The sequence below is a fragment of the Yersinia canariae genome, from assembly GCF_009831415.1.
Classification (GTDB): Bacteria; Pseudomonadota; Gammaproteobacteria; order Enterobacterales; family Enterobacteriaceae; genus Yersinia; species Yersinia canariae.
The window spans coordinates 3,249,161-3,267,458 of sequence record NZ_CP043727.1; the positions used below are offsets into that span (position 1 = coordinate 3,249,161).

Below are 18,298 nucleotides of genomic sequence, written 5' to 3' on the forward strand. Positions count from 1 at the left end.
TTAGTACAGTGAATGCTTGTTGTTTTCGATAAAGTCTTTATCAATGCGCCCAAACATCTTGTAGTAACACCAACTGGTGTAAATCAGAATGATAGGGACAAAGATTATCGCAACAATGGTCATCACTTTCAGCGTTAACAGGCTAGATGTCGCATCCCACATTGTCAGGCTGATATTTGGCACTGTGCTTGACGGCATAACAAACGGGAACATAGTGACCCCGGCAGTCAAGATGACACAGGCAATGGTCAGTGATGAGAACAGGAAGGCCCAAGCCCCTTTTTCAAAGCGCGATAGCAAAATGGTGAACAGTGGCAGAATCACGCCCAGTGCTGGCAGCGCCCACAGGCTTGGATACTTGTTGAAGTTAATCAACCATGCACCCGCCTGATGTGCCACTTCTTTGCGCATCGGGTTAGATTCAGCGGCTGTATCCAGTACTGAAGTCACAACAAAACCATCAATACCTTTTACTAACCAAATACCGGCTAGCAAGAAGGCAACGCTCATCACTAACGCCGAGATCTGCGCAGCAGCACGGGAGCGTAAATGTAACTCACCGCGAGTACGCATTTGCAGGTAAGTTGCACCTTGAGTGACCAGCATGGTTAAGCTGACAACCCCGGCCAGTAAGCCAAACGGGTTCAGTAACTGGAAGAAGTTACCGGTGTAGAACAGGCGCATGTAGCTGTCCATGTGGAACGGCACACCTTGCAGCAAGTTACCGAACGCCACACCGAACACCACCGCAGGTACAAAACTACCCGCAAAAATGCCCCAGTCCCACATGTTGCGCCAGCGGTTATCTTCCACTTTCGAGCGGTAGTCAAAACCGACCGGGCGGAAGAATAACGCAGCCAACACCAGAATCATCGCAATATAGAAGCCGGAGAATGCGGCGGCATAGACCATTGGCCAGGCCGCAAACAGCGCCCCACCCGCGGTTATCAACCAAACCTGATTACCATCCCAGTGGGGGGCAATCGAGTTAATCATAATACGACGTTCTGTATCATTCTTACCGATGATACGCAGCAGGATACCGACACCCATATCGAAACCATCGGTGACTGCGAAACCAATCAGTAGCACACCGATCAGCAGCCACCAGATAAATCGTAATACTTCATAATCAAACATAAGTGGACTCCTGTTTACCGTGCTTCCTGCACTGGGGCAGTCGGCTGTTCAAAATGATAGCGGCCAGTTTTCAGGCTACTAGGCCCAAGGCGCGCGAATTTGAACATCAGGTACATTTCTGCCACCAGGAACAGCGTGTACAAACCACAAATCAGCCCCATGGAGAATAGAATATCCCCTGCGGTGACAGATGAGTTTGCAATTGCTGTCGGCAGCACTTCACCGATGGCCCATGGTTGGCGACCATATTCCGCCACAAACCAACCTGCTTCTACTGCAATCCACGGTAATGGAATACCGAACAATGCCGCACGCAGTAACCATTTCTTCTCACCAATCCGGCCGCGCACTACGTTATAGAATGCCAGACCGATGATAAGCAACATCAGGAAGCCACAAGCCACCATGATACGGAAGGCGAAGTACAGCGGCAGAACACGTGGAATAGAGTCCTGTGCTGCTAGCTGGATCTGTTCTTCAGTGGCATCAGTGACGTTTTGTGTATAACGCTTCAGTAAGAGACCGTAGCCCAGATCTTGTTTAGCCTTACTGAATGCTTCACGTACGGCAGGGTCAGTATTACCCGCACGTAATTTTTCTAGCAGACTGTAAGCTTGGATACCGTTACGGATACGGACTTCGTGCTGAGACATCAAATCACGTAAGCCGATGACCGGAGTATCCAATGAACGGGTTGCAATTATCCCCAAGGCGAATGGAATTTGAACCGCAAACCGGTTTTCCATTGTTTCCTGGTTAGGAATCGCAAATAGCGTGAAGGCTGCCGGAGGTGGCTGAGTTTCCCATTCAGCTTCAATTGCAGCCAGTTTAGTTTTCTGCACGTCACCCATTTCATAACCAGATTCATCACCCAGTACAATAACGGACAACACGGCAGCTAAGCCAAAGCTTGCTGCGATAGCAAAAGAACGTTTGGCGAACGGAATATCACGGCCTTTCAACAGATAGTAAGAACTGATACCCAGAACAAACATCGCACCGGTGACATAACCTGCTGCAACAGTGTGAACAAATTTCACCTGAGCAACTGGGTTTAGCACCAACTCTGAGAAGCTCAGCATTTCCATACGCATGGTTTCAAAGTTGAAGTCAGATGCAATCGGGTTTTGCATCCAGCCGTTAGCAACCAAGATCCATAGCGCAGAGAAGTTAGAGCCTAAAGCTACCAGCCAGGTTACGGCCAAATGCTGGTGTTTGCTCAGACGATCCCAACCGAAGAAGAACAGACCGACGAAAGTAGATTCTAAGAAGAACGCCATTAAACCTTCGATAGCCAGAGGGGCACCGAAAATATCACCGACGTAATGTGAGAAATATGACCAGTTAGTCCCGAATTGGAACTCCATAGTCAGACCAGTAGCAACACCCAGAGCAAAGTTAATCGCAAATAACTTACCCCAGAACTTGGTCATATCTTTATAGATTTGTTTGCCAGACAGCACATAAACCGATTCCATAATTGCCAACATAAACGCCATACCCAGCGTTAGTGGGACAAATAAGAAATGGTACATTGCCGTTAAGGCAAACTGTAACCGTGACAGTTCGACAATATCAAACATCTTGACTCCTTGCTCCTCGCAGGAAGACTCCGACTTGCGGCAACTCGACCTCCGCTATATTGGAAGCTTCGTTATTACCCGCAGTGAATGCCCAAAAAAACACAACAAAAATAACAATATCAACTACCCAGTATTACACCGCGGTAATAGTACGCTTCTAATCCCACACAATAAATAGGATTTTACGTGACCCAGCGTTGAGTTCTGGATACAGGTCAACAAATAGGCCATTTACCTATCATGCCGTAGTTTGATCCAAAACAATTTAAGCTCATATGAACATTATTGCCATATTCAAAAGTTGATTTAGAACAATTAATTCTTTTTGATGTTAATTAAAAGTTCGATTGTTTTTATATAATCCCGAGCTGTTAATAAAATGTAATTTTATGGTTTAGTTAATGCTTTATTACGTCGTTATTATGCGATCCAGATTAACTTTTAAATTTAATATTTTCAGGGTGAGTTAAATCACATTTCTACGTTTTATATGAATATATTAGCCCATTCTGAGGGAAGCGTTCGCAAATGTTGCCATTTTGTTGCATGATAAAGTGCTATTGCCTGATAAAATATTGAATCCTCTACAATGAAAAAAATAGCACTCACAACATTACTCTGCATCACCTCCCCTACTTTCGCTGCGCAACAAGTTGATATCACCATTCTGGGGACTTCTGATCTGCATGGCACCTTTGTGCCGTGGGACTATGCCAGTGACAGTGAAAATCTGGCGGGTAGCTTGAGCCAAATCGCGACCAAAGTGCACAAAATACGGGCCGAGCAGCCGAATATCATTCTGGTGGATGCCGGTGATACTATTCAGGGCAACTTTGTTGAAACCTTTAAGAATGAACCTATTAGCCCGATGATCCTTGGCTTTAATGCCTTGAAATACGATGCATGGGTGATGGGTAATCACGAGTTTGATTTTGGCCTAAAAGTCCTTTCGACGTCGCTAAAACAATTTGATGGCAAAGCATTGGCTGGCAATATCTTCTGGGATTCGGGTAAACCTTACCTACCCGCTTATAAAATCATTGAGCGCCAAGGGGTTAAAATCGGCATCATCGGGATGGATACTCCCATGACCGCTGAGTTTGCTCAGGGCACCGATCGAATCAATGGTATCCATTTCACTGATCCAGTACAGGAAGTGAAAAAGGTTATCCAGCAAATCCAACCACAGGTAGATGCCATTGTTTTGGTGGCCCATATGGGGATCGACAATGAAAACCAGCGGCCAGGGACCGGTGTCAGTGATATAGCCAAAGCCAATCCCGAGCTTGCAGCCATCGTCGCTGGCCATATGCATGTGAAGATTGATAAGGCTGTGGTCAATGGTGTCATTATTACTGAGCCGGATAAATATGGCCGTGCGCTGTCGCGTATTGACCTGAAATTTGAACAGCGTGATGGGAAATATCATCTGATAGAGAAAGACAGCTACACCTACCCCATCAAAGATATTGAATCTGATAAAACGCTGGAGGCTATCTATCAGCCTTACCACGACATTTTGCGCGCCAATGCTAATCGGGTGATTGCGAAACTGATCGGCACAAATTTGGTGCCACCTAATGAAATTAAAGGTATTCCACAAGTCCATGTGCAGGACACCGGCATCAGCGCATTGTATCAAGAAGCGGCGCATTACTATGCCCCGCAAGCCCAGGTGATTGCCTTACAGATTGATAATGACCGCCCCAAAATGGATGTCGGTGATATCACTGCCAAAGACATTGCATTTAACTATCAATATGCCGGCGGTGAAATAACCGTTTACGTCCTGACTGGCAAACAATTGAAGCAGTATATGGAATGGTCGGCTGACTACTTTAACCAAGTTAAGCCTGGCGATGTAACTTATAGCTTTAACCCGCAGCGCCGCTCCTCCAAATACTCCACCAATGACTTCTTTGATGGTGTGACCTACACCATTGATTTACGTCAGCCCGTAGGCTCCCGTATCACCAACTTGCGTCTCAATGACGGCACACCCGTCACCGATACCACGCCTATTCATCTGGGCATGAACAGTTATCGGATGGGACATTTGACACAAAAGGGTGGGGTACTCGAAGGGCAAACATTCCCGATATTGTCAGATAGCAAAGCCCAATACGGTGAAGAAGAAGGCACTATTCGTAATCTGACTATTCGTTATCTAACAGATGTTAAAGCGGGGAAATATGAGGGGAAACCTCAACAGCGCTGGCATTTGGTCGGATTAGAAGGCTATGAAACAGAACGCCAGATTGTTAAACACCTGATTAATGATGGCAAAATTGCAGTGCCCGCGACCGCAGATGGCCGCTATACCAATATTGCGTCAATAAATATTAAAGATAAGTTGTTTAAGGATAAAGCCAGTTACGATGCCGCCTTGGGAGCATTGCAGCAAAAAGTTTCTAGCAGTAGTGATGAACAGACCAAACAACAGGCACAAACGGATATTGTATTAATCTCGGCGTTAAATAAATTCTGATTAGTGACTAGTCCTGCTATAGGTTGACACTTTTTAGCCTTATAACGCCCGGTGAACTTCATCGGGCGTTTTGTATTGTAGCGACAGATGTGGCCGACGTGTGTTGTAAATCTCCACCGACTCCCTCACCATCTTTCTTGCCTGCACGATATCTTCTGGTTTAACAACCAGATATTCCATTTTCAATATCCCATTGACCCGTTCTGCCAGCGCATTCTGGTAGCAATCATACCCGTCCGTCATCGAGCAGATGATGCCATGACGTTGGTGTAACGCCTGATATTCCTTCGAGCAATACTGGATACCCCGGTCTGAGTGATGTACCAGCGGGTGTGTGCTGCGCTTGCCTGTCAGCGCCATTTTGAGCGCTTTGGCCACATGGCAGGTATGCAGGCTGTCATGCACATGATATCCCACGATTTTTCTCGACCAGGCATCCGTGACCAGACTCACGTATGCCGTTCCCGTTTGTAGTGGAAGGTAGGTGATATCCGCTACCCACACCTGTTCTGGGCGGCGGGCAATAATCTGTTTCTCTCCTGACTTCAGTAAGTTAGGGTGACGGTAAAAGCGGTGATGGCTATTTGTCGTCTTGTGATATGCCCGCCTGGGCTGTACCAGTAATCGCGAGCAACGCAGTATCTCAAAGAGGCGGTCCCGACCAACGTGCAGCGCAGGTTCTGGCCGTTGCCACAACAAATAATGCAGTTTACGCGTGCCCAGTCGCGGCTGGTGCAGCCGGATGGCCGTGACTTGCTCTACGACGCGCTGTGCCTGCTTTTCTCTTTCGCGCTCTCGCTGCAAGGATTGATACCACGCCTGCCGGCTAATCCCCATAAACTGGCAGACTCGCGTTATTGTGAGTCCCGGCGTTTGTGTTTGCGTGATAAGGCGGCCAACTGCTTTTTTGTCAGGGTGGCTCCGAAGTCGTTATTCATCACTTTCACGACGGCTTCAAAAAACTGAGCTTTGACTTCAGATTCAGCGAGTTGCTGTTCGAGTTCTTTAATCCGCTGTTCGGGAGTAAGCGGTATTTTTGGCATGTTGGCTCCGCACTTTCTTGCAGGAGAGGGGGAAAGCCAGTCGAGTTGACCGTATTTGCGTAACCAGTTGATCACGGTGGCATTTCCCTGGATACCATAACGTTCAGTGGCCTGACGACAAGTCATTTCACCTTTTTCGACCTGTTCGACAACGGCCAATTTAAAGGATAGAGAGTAATCGCGTTGGGTACGTTTAACATATTGGTTCATCACATTTTCCTCAGTATCCGAGTTAAATGTGTCAACGCTATTTAGGACGGGTCATAGATAATAAAAGGGCCACCCAAAGGTGGCCTTTTTATATAACAGGACTATTTGTTGCTTTGGTAAACAGCTTTCACCGCATTGCCGATTTCAGCCAGGCTACGGACGGTTTTCACACCTGCAGCTTCCAGAGCAGCAAATTTATCATCTGCAGTTCCTTTACCACCAGCAATAATGGCACCCGCATGGCCCATGCGCTTGCCTTTTGGTGCAGTAACACCGGCGATATAACCCACGACAGGTTTGGTCACATGATCTTTGATGTAAGCGGCCGCTTCTTCTTCTGCGTTACCACCAATTTCACCAATCATCACGATAACTTCCGTTTGCGGGTCTTCTTGGAACAACTTCAAGATATCAATAAAGTTAGAACCTGGGATTGGGTCACCGCCAATACCGACACACGTCGACTGACCAAAACCGATGTCAGTCGTCTGTTTTACCGCTTCATAAGTCAACGTCCCTGAACGAGAAACGATACCCACTTTGCCCGGCAGATGAATGTGGCCTGGCATAATACCAATCTTACATTCGCCTGGCGTGATAACGCCTGGGCAGTTCGGGCCAATCATACGCGCATCAGACTGCTCCAATCTGACTTTGACCACCAGCATGTCCAGCGTCGGGATACCTTCGGTGATACAAATAATCAGCTTGATGCCAGCATCGATAGCTTCCAGAATCGAATCTTTACAGAATGGTGCTGGCACATAGATAACAGACGCAGTAGCACCGGTTGCATCTACGGCTTCACGTACAGTATTGAATACTGGCAGACCCAAATGTTGAGTTCCGCCTTTGCCTGGCGTAACACCGCCAACCATTTTTGTGCCATAAGCAATAGCTTGTTCGGAGTGGAAAGTCCCTTGGCTACCAGTAAACCCCTGGCAAATAACTTTGGTGTTTTTATCAATTAAAATAGACATTATTTAGCCCCCACTGCCGCTACAACTTGCTGAGCCGCATCTGTCAGGCTGGTCGCAGCAATGATATTCAAACCGCTGTCTGCCAGTTTTTTGGCACCCAGTTCGGCGTTATTCCCTTCCAGACGAACAACTACAGGCACGTTAACACCCACTTCTTCAACCGCACCAATGATGCCGTCAGCAATCAGGTCACAACGCACAATTCCGCCGAAGATGTTTACGAAAACGGCTTTCACTTTGTCATCAGATAAAATGATTTTGAAGGCTTCAGTCACGCGCTCTTTGGTTGCGCCGCCGCCAACATCCAGGAAGTTAGCGGGTTCACCACCGTGCAGTTTCACGATGTCCATTGTGCCCATTGCCAGACCAGCACCGTTTACCATGCAACCAATGTTGCCATCCAGCGCGACATAGTTCAGTTCCCACTGTGCTGCATGGGCTTCGCGAGCATCTTCCTGACTTGGATCACGCATTTCACGCAATTCAGGCTGACGGAATAAAGCATTACCATCAGCACCGAGTTTGCCATCTAAACAAACCAAATCGCCCTGCTTGGTAATAACCAGCGGGTTGATCTCAACCATTGCCAAATCACGTTCCAGGAACATGGTTGCCAGACCCATGAAGATCTTTGTGAACTGAGCGACTTGCTTACCGGTCAAGCCCAGTTTGAATGCCAATTCACGGCCTTGGTAAGGCTGCGGGCCAGTCAACGGATCCAATGCGATTTTGTGGATCAGCTCTGGGGTTTCTTCGGCAACTTTTTCAATTTCAACGCCGCCTTCGGTGGATGCCATAAACACCACGCGACGGGAGCTACGGTCAATAACCGCACCCAGATACAGCTCTTTGTCGATATCAGTCGCAGCTTCAACCAAAATTTGGTGAACCGGCTGACCATTTGCATCAGTCTGATAAGTGACCAGTTTTTTACCCAGCCACTGTTCAGCGAAAGCACGAATATCTTCTTTGCTGTTAACCAGTTTCACGCCGCCCGCTTTACCGCGGCCACCAGCATGTACCTGACATTTAACCACCCACGGGCCAGCACCGATTTTAGATGCGGCTTCTTCTGCTTCACGCGGTGTAGTACAAGCGTAGCCAGTTGGTGCTGGCATGCCATACCGAGCAAACAGTTGTTTTGCCTGATATTCGTGTAAATTCATGATGTTCTATCCATATAAGGTCTGAGTTGGGCCGAAGCCTACTAGGTAGCCTGATTGCGCGGAGGCAGGTCATCAACACCTTGCAATCAGACTGACCTTGTCATTTATCTTTTTTATACGTCGAGCAGTAAGCGAGCTGGATCTTCCAGCATCTCTTTCACCGTCACGAGATAACCAACGGATTCGCGGCCGTCAATCAAACGGTGGTCGTAGGACAGTGCCAAATACATCATTGGCAGAATCACTACCTGACCATTTACCGCCATTGGGCGATCTTTAATGGCATGCATGCCAAGGATCGCGCTTTGTGGTGGGTTAATGATCGGAGTCGACATCAATGAGCCAAATACGCCGCCATTGGTAATGGTGAAGTTACCGCCGGTCAGTTCTTCAACTTTCAGTTTGCCGTCACGGCCTTTTACAGCCAGTTCTTTGATTTTCTTCTCAATATCCGCCATGCCCATAGTATCTACATCACGCAATACCGGGGTAACCAGGCCACGTGGAGTCGAAACAGCAATGCTGACATCAAAGTAATTGTGATAAACCACATCTTCGCCATCAATAGAAGCATTCACTTCTGGATAGCGCTTCAGTGCTTCAACAACCGCCTTGATATAGAAGGACATAAAGCCCAAACGAACACCGTGGCGTTTCTCGAAAGCCTCACCATACTGCTTACGCAGATCCATGATGGGTTTCATGTTGATTTCGTTAAACGTGGTTAACATGGCGGTGCTGTTTTTAGCTTCCAGCAGGCGCTCAGCCACACGTTTACGCAAACGAGTCATCGCCACACGTTTTTCGCTGCGGCCAGCAAGAGCGGCAACCGGTGCAGTCGCTTCAACTTTAGTTTCTGCTGCGGCTGGAGCTGATTTGCGAGTAGCCAAATGGCTGTCAACGTCTTCACGGGTGATTCGACCGCCTACACCACTGCCTTTAATGGCTGATGCATCAAGGTCATGCTCAGCAATCAGACGACGAATCGCCGGGCTGAGGGTATCATTACTTTCTTCTTCCAGGCTGGCGGTTTGGCGCTGAGCAGGAGTGGACTCGGTGCTTTGGCTTTTCTCTTCCGTCGGCAGGCCGGAACTATCACTTGGGCGAATACGGCCCAACACTTGACGTGAAATGACTGTTGCGCCTTCGTCTTCCAAAATGGCATCCAAAATGCCGTCCTGACTGGCAGGAACTTCCAGAATCACTTTGTCAGTTTCAATCTCAACCAGTACTTCATCACGTTTGACGCTATCGCCCGGTTTTTTGTGCCAGGTTGCAACAGATCCATCGGCGACAGACTCAGGGAGGTCAGGAACATTAATATCTACGCTACTCATTCTCTATCCTTTATGTGTTAACCGGTCGCTATTCAACTGTCAGCGCGTCATTAACCAGAGCTTGTTGTTGTTTCTGGTGTACGGAAATGTATCCAACCGCCGGTGAAGCTGAGGCTGGGCGGCCTGCATAACGCAAGGAAGCCCCAAATGGGATCACTTCGCGGAAATTATGTTGACTGCAATACCAGGCGCCCTGGTTCAGCGGCTCTTCCTGACACCAAACGAAATCATGGACATGAGCAAATTGTTCCAACACCGCTTGCACCGCTTGATGTGGGAATGGATAAAGCTGCTCGATGCGCACGATAGCAACATCGGTTTGCCCATTTTTGCGGCGCTGTTCCAGCAGATCATAGTAAACTTTGCCAGAGCACATCACGACACGTTTGACACCTTTCGGGTCCAAGTCATCAATTTCACCAATTGCAGGCAAGAAGCTGCCATTGGCCAACTCATCCAACGATGATACCGCTAATGGGTGACGCAACAATGACTTAGGTGACATGACCACCAGCGGACGTCTCATACCACGTAATGCCTGACGGCGAATCATGTGGTAAACCTGTGCTGGTGTTGACGGGATACACACCTGCATATTTTGTTCGGCACAAAGCTGCAGATAGCGCTCCAACCGAGCAGAGGAGTGCTCCGGGCCTTGCCCTTCATACCCGTGCGGCAACAGCATGACCAAACCACACATCCGGCCCCATTTCTGTTCGCCAGAGCTAATAAATTGGTCGATAACCACTTGAGCACCGTTGGCAAAGTCACCGAACTGCGCTTCCCAGATAGTCAGAGTGCGCGGTTCTGCTGTGGCATAGCCATATTCAAACGCCAAAACAGCTTCTTCCGACAACACTGAGTCCCATACCTGGAAATCACCTTGTCCACTGTGTACGTTAGCCAATGGCACGTAAACAGAGCCATTTTTCTGGTTATGAATCACAGCGTGGCGATGGAAGAATGTTCCGCGCCCGGCATCTTCACCAGATAAACGAATCGGAATACCTTCATCTACCAAGGTGGCATATGCCAATGTTTCCGCACCGCCCCAGTCAAATAGCTTCTCGCCACTGGCCATCAAGGCGCGATCGCCATAGATTTTGGCAACACGTGATTGCATTTCAACGGCTTCTGGTGCATGGCTGATACGGCGTGCCAGATCTTGCAGGCGTTTCATATCAACTTTGCTCGGATACTCTTCATCCCATTCATGGTTCAGATACGGTGACCAAGTAAAGGATTGCAGATTCATCGGACGCCACTCTTCCACCACACACTCACCGCTATCCAGTGCATCACGGTACAAGTTGACCATTTCCGTGGCATCTTCCAGGCTGGCGATATTTTGCTCGGTCAGCTTGTCAGCATAGATTTTGCGCGGCGTCGGGTGTTTTTTGATCTTCTGATACATCACCGGCTGTGTTGCACTTGGCTCATCGGCTTCGTTATGCCCATGGCGACGGTAACAAACCAGGTCGATCATCACGTCACGTTTAAAGGTGTTACGGAAATCCAACGCCAGACGGGTAACAAACGCCACAGCTTCAGGATCATCAGCATTCACGTGGAAAATCGGGGCCTGTACCATTTTGGCGATATCAGTACAGTATTGCGTGGAGCGCGCATCCAGTGGATTCGAGGTGGTGAAACCAATCTGGTTATTGATGACAATGCGCACAGTCCCGCCCACTTCATAACCACGGGCCTGAGACATGTTCAAGGTTTCTTGTACTACGCCCTGCCCGGCAATCGCCGCATCACCATGAATGGTGATTGGCAGTACCATATTGCTGCGGGCTTCATCCAAACGATCACGACGTGCGCGGACGGAGCCGATAACAACTGGGCTAACAATTTCCAGATGTGATGGGTTAAAGGCCAGTGCTAAGTGAACCAAACCGCCTTCGGTTTCCACATCAGAGGAGAAACCTTGGTGATATTTAACATCACCCGTCCCTAAATGCTCTTTATGCTTGCCGGCGAATTCATCGAACAAATCTTCCGGTTTCTTACCCAACACGTTAATCAATACATTCAGGCGGCCACGGTGCGCCATTCCCAGAACCACTTCACGTGTTCCATTTTTACCGGCATGGCGAATCATTTCTTTCAGCATGGTGACCAGCGAATCGCCGCCCTCCAGTGAGAAACGCTTAGCACCAGGGAATTTAGCCCCTAAATAACGCTCCAAACCTTCAGCTGCAGTCAGTTCGCTCAGAAAACGGCGCTTCTCTTCATCGCTGAATACAGGTTTGCCGACGACCGACTCAATACGCTGCTGAAGCCAACGTTTTTCTTCGGTGTTGGTAATGTGCATGTATTCAGCGCCAATCGAGCCACAGTAGGTCTGTTTCAGGGCTGCATACAAATCAGACAGCTTCATGGTTTCTTTGCCAATAGCAAAAGAACCGACATTGAAGGTGTTCTGGAAATCAGCTTCGGTCAGATGGTGATAAGCAGGATCAAGGTCTGGAACAGACTCCTGCTTCCACAAACCGAGTGGGTCAAGGTTGGCATGTTGATGACCGCGGAAGCGGAAGGCGTTGATTAACTGCAACACCTTAACTTGCTTGGCATCATTTTCAGGATCGCTGATGGATGAGTTATAACGAGAGGGATCCTTCGCCAAGCGACGGAAATACTCACGTGTTTGAGAGTGGAACTGATCAGGTTTTACACCCGTTGTAGGTAGTTGTTGAAAAATTGAACGCCAACTATCATCAACGGAACCAGGATCGGTTAAAAAGTCTTCATAGAGCTGCTCTATGTAGGACTGGTTCGCGCCCGCCAGATAGGAGGAATCCAGCCAGGCCTTCATTGCGCCGTTCTGCATCATGATCCCTTAAGCTTTGAAGCTTCAGTTTTCGCCGTGGTTAACATATACACCGTAATATCAACGGTTTGCCGTAAAAACGGTTCACTCGACGTGCTCAATGCACGTTCTGTTATGGACCTTAACGGTCCCGTTCAAGGAACCTCTAAAAACGGACAGCTTGCCGGTTTTTAGAGATTCCCTACCTTTAAGCAACCCGGGAAAACATTCCCCGGGTTAATAAACTCATATCATGTACTGCGTTGCAACTATCATCTGCTGCGCAGGGCTTATCATGCACTACGCTGTAGCTATCAAGCACTTCGCTGTAACAACATAGACTTAATGTGGCCAATTGCTTTGGTCGGGTTAAGGCCTTTAGGACAAACACTGACACAATTCATGATGCTATGGCAGCGGAAAACACTAAAAGCGTCGTCCAGATCATCCAAACGTGCTGTTGCTTCAGTATCGCGGCTATCTATCAGGAAGCGATAGGCCGCCAATAACCCTGCCGGGCCAACAAACTTATCCGGATTCCACCAGAACGACGGACAAGATGTTGAGCAACAGGCGCATAGGATGCATTCATACAAACCATCCAATTTTTCGCGCTGTTCAGGTGACTGTAAATGCTCACGTGCCGGTGGATTTTTGCCGTCATTCAACAGGTAAGGTTTAATCTTCTCGTACTGAGTATAAAACTGCCCCATATCGACCACTAAATCCCGCACGACCGGCAACCCCGGCAATGGGCGAATCACAATCTTTTTATTACCTTTTTGCAAAGCTGAAACTGGCGTAATACATGCCAGGCCATTTTTGCCATTCATATTCAAACCGTCAGAGCCGCAAACGCCCTCACGACATGAGCGACGAAACGATAGCGTCGGATCTGTTTCTTTCAACTGGATAAGGGCATCCAGCAACATCATATCCCGGCCTTCTTCCGCCTCTAACGTGTAATCCTGCATATGCGGCGCGTTATCGACGTCCGGGTTATAGCGATAAATTGAGAACTCAAGTTTCATGACCTTTTCCTCCGCAACGGGTTAGATTTAACCCTATCAACACAACACATGCATTAGTAAGAACGCACTTTCGGCGGGAATGCCGCGCGTAGCTTAGGTTGCATGTTTACCTCACGGCGGGTCATGCTTTCAGTGTCAGGCAAATACAGCGAATGGCACAACCAGTTCGCATCATCACGTTCCGGGAAGTCGAAACGGCTATGTGCGCCACGACTTTCGGTACGGAAGTTTGCAGACACGGCGGTGGAAAACGCAGTTTCCATCAAGTTATCCAATTCCAGACATTCAATACGCTGGGTATTGAACTCGCTAGAAGTGTCATCCAGACGGGCATTTTGCAGACGTTCGCGGATAGTTCTCAGTTCTTCCAACCCTTTCGCCATCGCATCACCTTCACGGAACACCGAGAAGTTATGCTGCATACAAGATTGCAATGCTTTACGGATTTCGACAGGATCTTCACCTGAACGCGTGTTATTCCAGCGGTTCATACGATCCAATGACGCTTCAATATCTGAGTCACTGGCATCGCGGCTAGGGCCCTGCTCCATCAATGACTCTTGCAGATGCATACCGGCGGCACGACCAAATACCACCAAGTCTAGCAATGAGTTCCCCCCCAAGCGGTTCGCTCCGTGGACGGAAACACAGGCGATTTCACCGACAGCAAATAGACCGGGGATAACAACATCTTCACCCTTTTCATTTACTGTGATGGCCTGACCGGTCACTTTGGTTGGGATCCCGCCCATCATATAATGGCAAGTTGGGATTACCGGAATAGGCTCTTTGATTGGGTCAACATGCGCAAAGGTGCGAGATAACTCAAGAATACCCGGCAGGCGGGACTCCAGTACCTCTTTACCCAAGTGATCCAATTTCAGTTTGGCATGAGGGCCCCACGGGCCATCGCAACCACGACCTTCACGGATTTCAATCATAATAGAACGCGCAACAACATCACGACCCGCCAAATCTTTGGCGTTCGGAGCATAGCGTTCCATAAAGCGCTCGCCGTGTTTATTCAGCAGATAACCGCCTTCACCACGACAGCCCTCAGTCACCAATACACCCGCCCCGGCAATACCTGTCGGGTGGAACTGCCACATTTCCATGTCCTGCACCGGAACCCCGGCACGCAAAGCCATGCCTACGCCGTCACCGGTATTAATGTGCGCATTAGTGGTTGATTGATAAATACGCCCGGCACCGCCGGTCGCCAACACAGTAGCCCGTGCTTTGAAATAAACCACTTCACCGGTTTCAATGCAGATAGCAGTACAGCCAACAAAAGCGCCGTCCTGATTCTTCACTAAATCCAGCGCATACCACTCGGAGAAAATAGTGGTGTGATTTTTCAGGTTTTGCTGATAAAGGGTATGTAACAGTGCATGCCCAGTACGGTCAGCCGCAGCCGCAGTACGTGCCGCTTGCCCTTCGCCGAAATTGAGTGACTGCCCACCGAATGGCCGCTGGTAAATGCTGCCATCTTCTAAGCGCGAAAACGGTAACCCCATATGTTCCAGTTCAAGAACAGCTTCCGGGCCGGTTTTACACATATATTCGATGGCATCCTGGTCACCGATATAATCGGAACCCTTTACCGTGTCATACATATGCCATTCCCAGTTATCTTCATGGGTGTTACCCAGTGCGACAGTAATACCCCCCTGCGCAGATACGGTATGGGAACGGGTCGGGAAAACTTTAGATATCAGGGCACAAGACAACCCCATTTGTGAAATTTGCAGTGCTGCGCGCATACCTGCGCCGCCTGCACCCACAACAACAGCATCAAACTCTCTGACCGGCAGTTTCATTTAAGCACCCCACACCACAATTGTTCCATACAGTAGATAGACCAGCAGCGTAATCACGACGGCCAGTTGTAACACCAGACGTACCGCTATCGGCTTTATATAGTCCGTTAATACCTGCCACAGACCAATCCAGGCATGAGCCAGAATCGACAGCAATGTCAGCAGGGTAAACACTTTTGTGATGTGCGAAGCAAAGAAGCCACGCCAGATTTCGTAGGTGATGTCTGGGACAATAACAACAAAGCCCAGAATATAGAGAACATACAGAGTGATGACGATCGCAGAAGCACGTAGTAACAGCCAGTCGTGTACTCCATTACGCCCTAACGCAGAAGCATTGCTTACCATACAAGGACTCCAGCTAAAACTGACAGCACCAAGGTTAACACCATTGCTACTTGGGCGGAGCGGGTCCCCGCGGCCAAGCTCTCTTCGATATAGCCGAAATCCATTAACAAGTGACGGATGCCACCGCAAATGTGATAGGCCAGCGCAGTGAGTATTCCCCAGAAGATGAATTTAACAAAAAAGCTATTCATGACAGCCGCCGCTTGCATGAATCCTTCTTGCGAGGATACAGACAAACCTAACAGCCAAAGGAGGATACCAACGGCAACGAAAGTAATTACGCCAGAGACTCGGTGTAAAATGGACGCTATCGCAGTAACAGGAAATCGAATCGTTTGCAGATCCAAATTGACAGGTCTTTGTTTTTTCACGGTTTTGCCCACACAGCTCTTATTATTTTCCTTCCTCCGGGCCTGGGTGGGGATCAGACAGCGTTAAGAGCCGAAACCCTTCACATCGCACACTTAAACATAACATCCTGAATGCTTAAATGACGTGTTCTATATAACGCTGGGTGCTCCTACTTCAGGGTAATCCGGAGACCTGGCGGCAGTATAGGTGGTTCACATTCTTATTACAATTCCCACACAAACTGATTGGTAACATTTCCCCTGAACAGTGATTAGGATCACGATTTACACAATTTATATAAAATTAATTATCTGATTTGACAAAGAATAAACATTTCCATTACAACTAGGGTAGAAATAAGCCCTATGATGCACTAAAGGTCTGCGGATACACTTCCCCATAAGCTTAAGTTATGCAACAGTGTACTGAGAAAATATCCCCATAGATATCGTAGGCAATGAACCATAAACTATAAGTATCCGACAAATCGTTAACAACTTTGTAACGTTACCATCAATCCAGCCCCTCGGATTGCAGGCCGCATTGGCGAGACACTCTGTACCCTAAATCATGTTTTTATAGTGAAAAACAGAGCAGTGCTGATGAGGAGATGGCCCTTGGGCCTCTAAGACATTTCGGTTGTTAGGGGTTTTAAAATAAGCGCTAAGGAGACTGTAAATGGCTGACAAAAAAGCGACGCTAAATCTGGAAGGCGAAGCTGCGATCGAACTGGGGGTTTTATCCCCAACTCTCGGCACTGACGTGATCGACGTCCGCACCTTAGGTTCCAAAGGGTATTTTACCTATGACCCCGGGTTTACCTCTACCGCATCCTGCGAATCAAAAATCACGTTTATCGACGGTGATGAAGGGATTCTGCTGCACCGTGGCTATCCTATTGATCAATTAGCAAAAAACTCTACTTATCTGGAGGTTTGCTACATTCTGTTATACGGCGAAACTCCCACTGCAGAAGAGTATGAAACCTTCAAAGCAACAGTCACCCGCCACACCATGATCCACGAGCAGATAACCAGCCTGTTCCGCGGATTCCGCCGCGACTCACATCCGATGGCGGTATTATGCGGCGTAACCGGTGCGCTGGCCGCTTTCTACCATGATGCACTGGATGTCAATAACGAGCGGCATCGTGAAATCACCGCCTTCCGTCTGCTGTCTAAAATGCCGACGGTCGCCGCGATGTGTTACAAATACTCTATCGGCCAGCCGTTTGTTTATCCGCGCAATGATCTGTCCTATGCCGGTAACTTCCTGCGCATGATGTTTTCTACCCCATGCGAAGAATATGAAGTTAACCCGGTGTTGGAACGCGCAATGGACCGTATTTTCATCCTGCACGCCGACCATGAGCAAAACGCATCAACCTCGACGGTTCGTACTGCCGGCTCTTCTGGCGCGAACCCGTTTGCCTGTATCGCCGCAGGTATTGCATCTCTGTGGGGCCCTGCTCACGGCGGTGCAAACGAAGCCTGCCTGAAGATGCTGGAAGAGATTAAAACGGTTGAGCACATTCCAGAATTTATCCGCCGCGCGAAAGATAAAAACGATTCATTCCGCTTGATGGGCTTCGGTCACCGTGTGTATAAAAACCACGACCCACGCGCGACAGTAATGCGTGAAACCTGCCATGAAGTGTTGAAAGAGTTAAAACTGGAAGACGACCTGTTGAAAGTGGCGATGGAGTTAGAACATATCGCGCTGAACGACCCTTACTTCATCGAGAGAAAGTTGTATCCAAACGTCGATTTCTATTCAGGTATCATCCTGAAAGCATTGGGTATTCCGTCCTCCATGTTCACCGTGATTTTTGCTATCGCCCGTACTATCGGCTGGATTGCTCACTGGAATGAAATGCACGATGACGGCATCAAAATTGCCCGTCCACGTCAGCTTTATACCGGTTATGCAGAGCGCGACTTTAAGAGCCAGTTGAAGAAATAAGTAGATTGAATTTTCTGTTTAATC

The 18,298-nt window shown here is 48.4% G+C and carries 13 protein-coding genes; 2 read left to right on the forward strand and 11 right to left on the reverse strand.

Translation table 11 applies throughout. The features are described from left to right. Nucleotides 1-1,140, reverse strand: coding sequence for a cytochrome d ubiquinol oxidase subunit II (cydB, locus tag F0T03_RS15065; RefSeq protein WP_159679261.1), 1,140 nt, complete (start codon nucleotides 1,138-1,140; stop codon nucleotides 1-3). Nucleotides 1,141-1,154: 14 nt separating this feature from the next. Continuing rightward, nucleotides 1,155-2,723, reverse strand: a complete 1,569-nt coding sequence (gene cydA, locus F0T03_RS15070; protein WP_145552916.1) for a cytochrome ubiquinol oxidase subunit I — start codon at nucleotides 2,721-2,723, stop codon at nucleotides 1,155-1,157. Between the two features lie 589 nt (nucleotides 2,724-3,312). Between cydA and F0T03_RS15075 the strand changes: the two genes are divergently transcribed. Beyond that, nucleotides 3,313-5,211, forward strand: coding sequence for a bifunctional metallophosphatase/5'-nucleotidase (locus F0T03_RS15075; RefSeq protein WP_159679263.1), 1,899 nt, complete (start codon nucleotides 3,313-3,315; stop codon nucleotides 5,209-5,211). Nucleotides 5,212-5,250: 39 nt separating this feature from the next. Here the strand turns inward: F0T03_RS15075 and F0T03_RS15080 are convergent. The 9 genes from F0T03_RS15080 to sdhC all read right to left on the reverse strand — a co-directional run bounded on the left by F0T03_RS15080 (nucleotide 5,251) and on the right by sdhC (nucleotide 16,344). After that, nucleotides 5,251-6,464, reverse strand: a protein-coding gene (locus F0T03_RS15080; protein WP_425511039.1) for an IS3 family transposase whose coding sequence is annotated in 2 segments (ribosomal slippage) — nucleotides 5,251-6,122 and nucleotides 6,122-6,464 — 1,215 coding nt in all. Because the reading frame shifts where the segments join, the coding sequence is not laid out codon by codon here. 101 nt (nucleotides 6,465-6,565) lie between these two features. Then, nucleotides 6,566-7,444 (reverse strand): succinate--CoA ligase subunit alpha, encoded by an 879-nt coding sequence (gene sucD / locus F0T03_RS15085; protein ID WP_038634652.1) that lies wholly within the window; start codon nucleotides 7,442-7,444, stop codon nucleotides 6,566-6,568. Continuing rightward, entirely contained in the window at nucleotides 7,444-8,610 is a 1,167-nt protein-coding gene (gene sucC / locus F0T03_RS15090) for an ADP-forming succinate--CoA ligase subunit beta (protein WP_050098873.1), read from the reverse strand. The genes sucD and sucC overlap by 1 nt, the downstream gene beginning before the upstream one ends. Nucleotides 8,611-8,723: 113 nt before the next feature. After that, complete coding sequence (gene odhB, locus F0T03_RS15095) at nucleotides 8,724-9,947, reverse strand: 2-oxoglutarate dehydrogenase complex dihydrolipoyllysine-residue succinyltransferase (RefSeq protein WP_145554415.1); 1,224 nt, start codon at nucleotides 9,945-9,947, stop codon at nucleotides 8,724-8,726. Between the two features lie 28 nt (nucleotides 9,948-9,975). Further along, on the reverse strand, nucleotides 9,976-12,783 hold the full coding sequence (gene sucA, locus F0T03_RS15100; protein ID WP_159680930.1) for a 2-oxoglutarate dehydrogenase E1 component: 2,808 nt from the start codon (nucleotides 12,781-12,783) through the stop codon (nucleotides 9,976-9,978). A gap of 293 nt (nucleotides 12,784-13,076) precedes the next feature. Further along, a complete protein-coding gene (locus F0T03_RS15105; protein ID WP_145554414.1) occupies nucleotides 13,077-13,793 on the reverse strand; it encodes a succinate dehydrogenase iron-sulfur subunit in 717 nt (238 codons plus the stop codon). 53 nt (nucleotides 13,794-13,846) lie between these two features. Beyond that, entirely contained in the window at nucleotides 13,847-15,613 is a 1,767-nt protein-coding gene (gene sdhA, locus F0T03_RS15110) for a succinate dehydrogenase flavoprotein subunit (protein WP_145554413.1), read from the reverse strand. Further along, nucleotides 15,614-15,961, reverse strand: coding sequence for a succinate dehydrogenase membrane anchor subunit (sdhD, locus tag F0T03_RS15115; protein ID WP_145554412.1), 348 nt, complete (start codon nucleotides 15,959-15,961; stop codon nucleotides 15,614-15,616). Then, the gene (gene sdhC, locus F0T03_RS15120; RefSeq protein WP_050112713.1) at nucleotides 15,955-16,344 is read right to left on the reverse strand and encodes a succinate dehydrogenase cytochrome b556 subunit; all 390 of its coding nucleotides are present in this window, start codon (nucleotides 16,342-16,344) and stop codon (nucleotides 15,955-15,957) included. The genes sdhD and sdhC overlap by 7 nt, the downstream gene beginning before the upstream one ends. Nucleotides 16,345-16,990: 646 nt before the next feature. On the opposite strand from sdhC, the gene F0T03_RS15125 reads away from it, so the two are divergent. Continuing rightward, the gene (locus F0T03_RS15125; protein WP_145554411.1) at nucleotides 16,991-18,274 is read left to right on the forward strand and encodes a citrate synthase; all 1,284 of its coding nucleotides are present in this window, start codon (nucleotides 16,991-16,993) and stop codon (nucleotides 18,272-18,274) included. Nucleotides 18,275-18,298 lie beyond the last annotated feature (24 nt).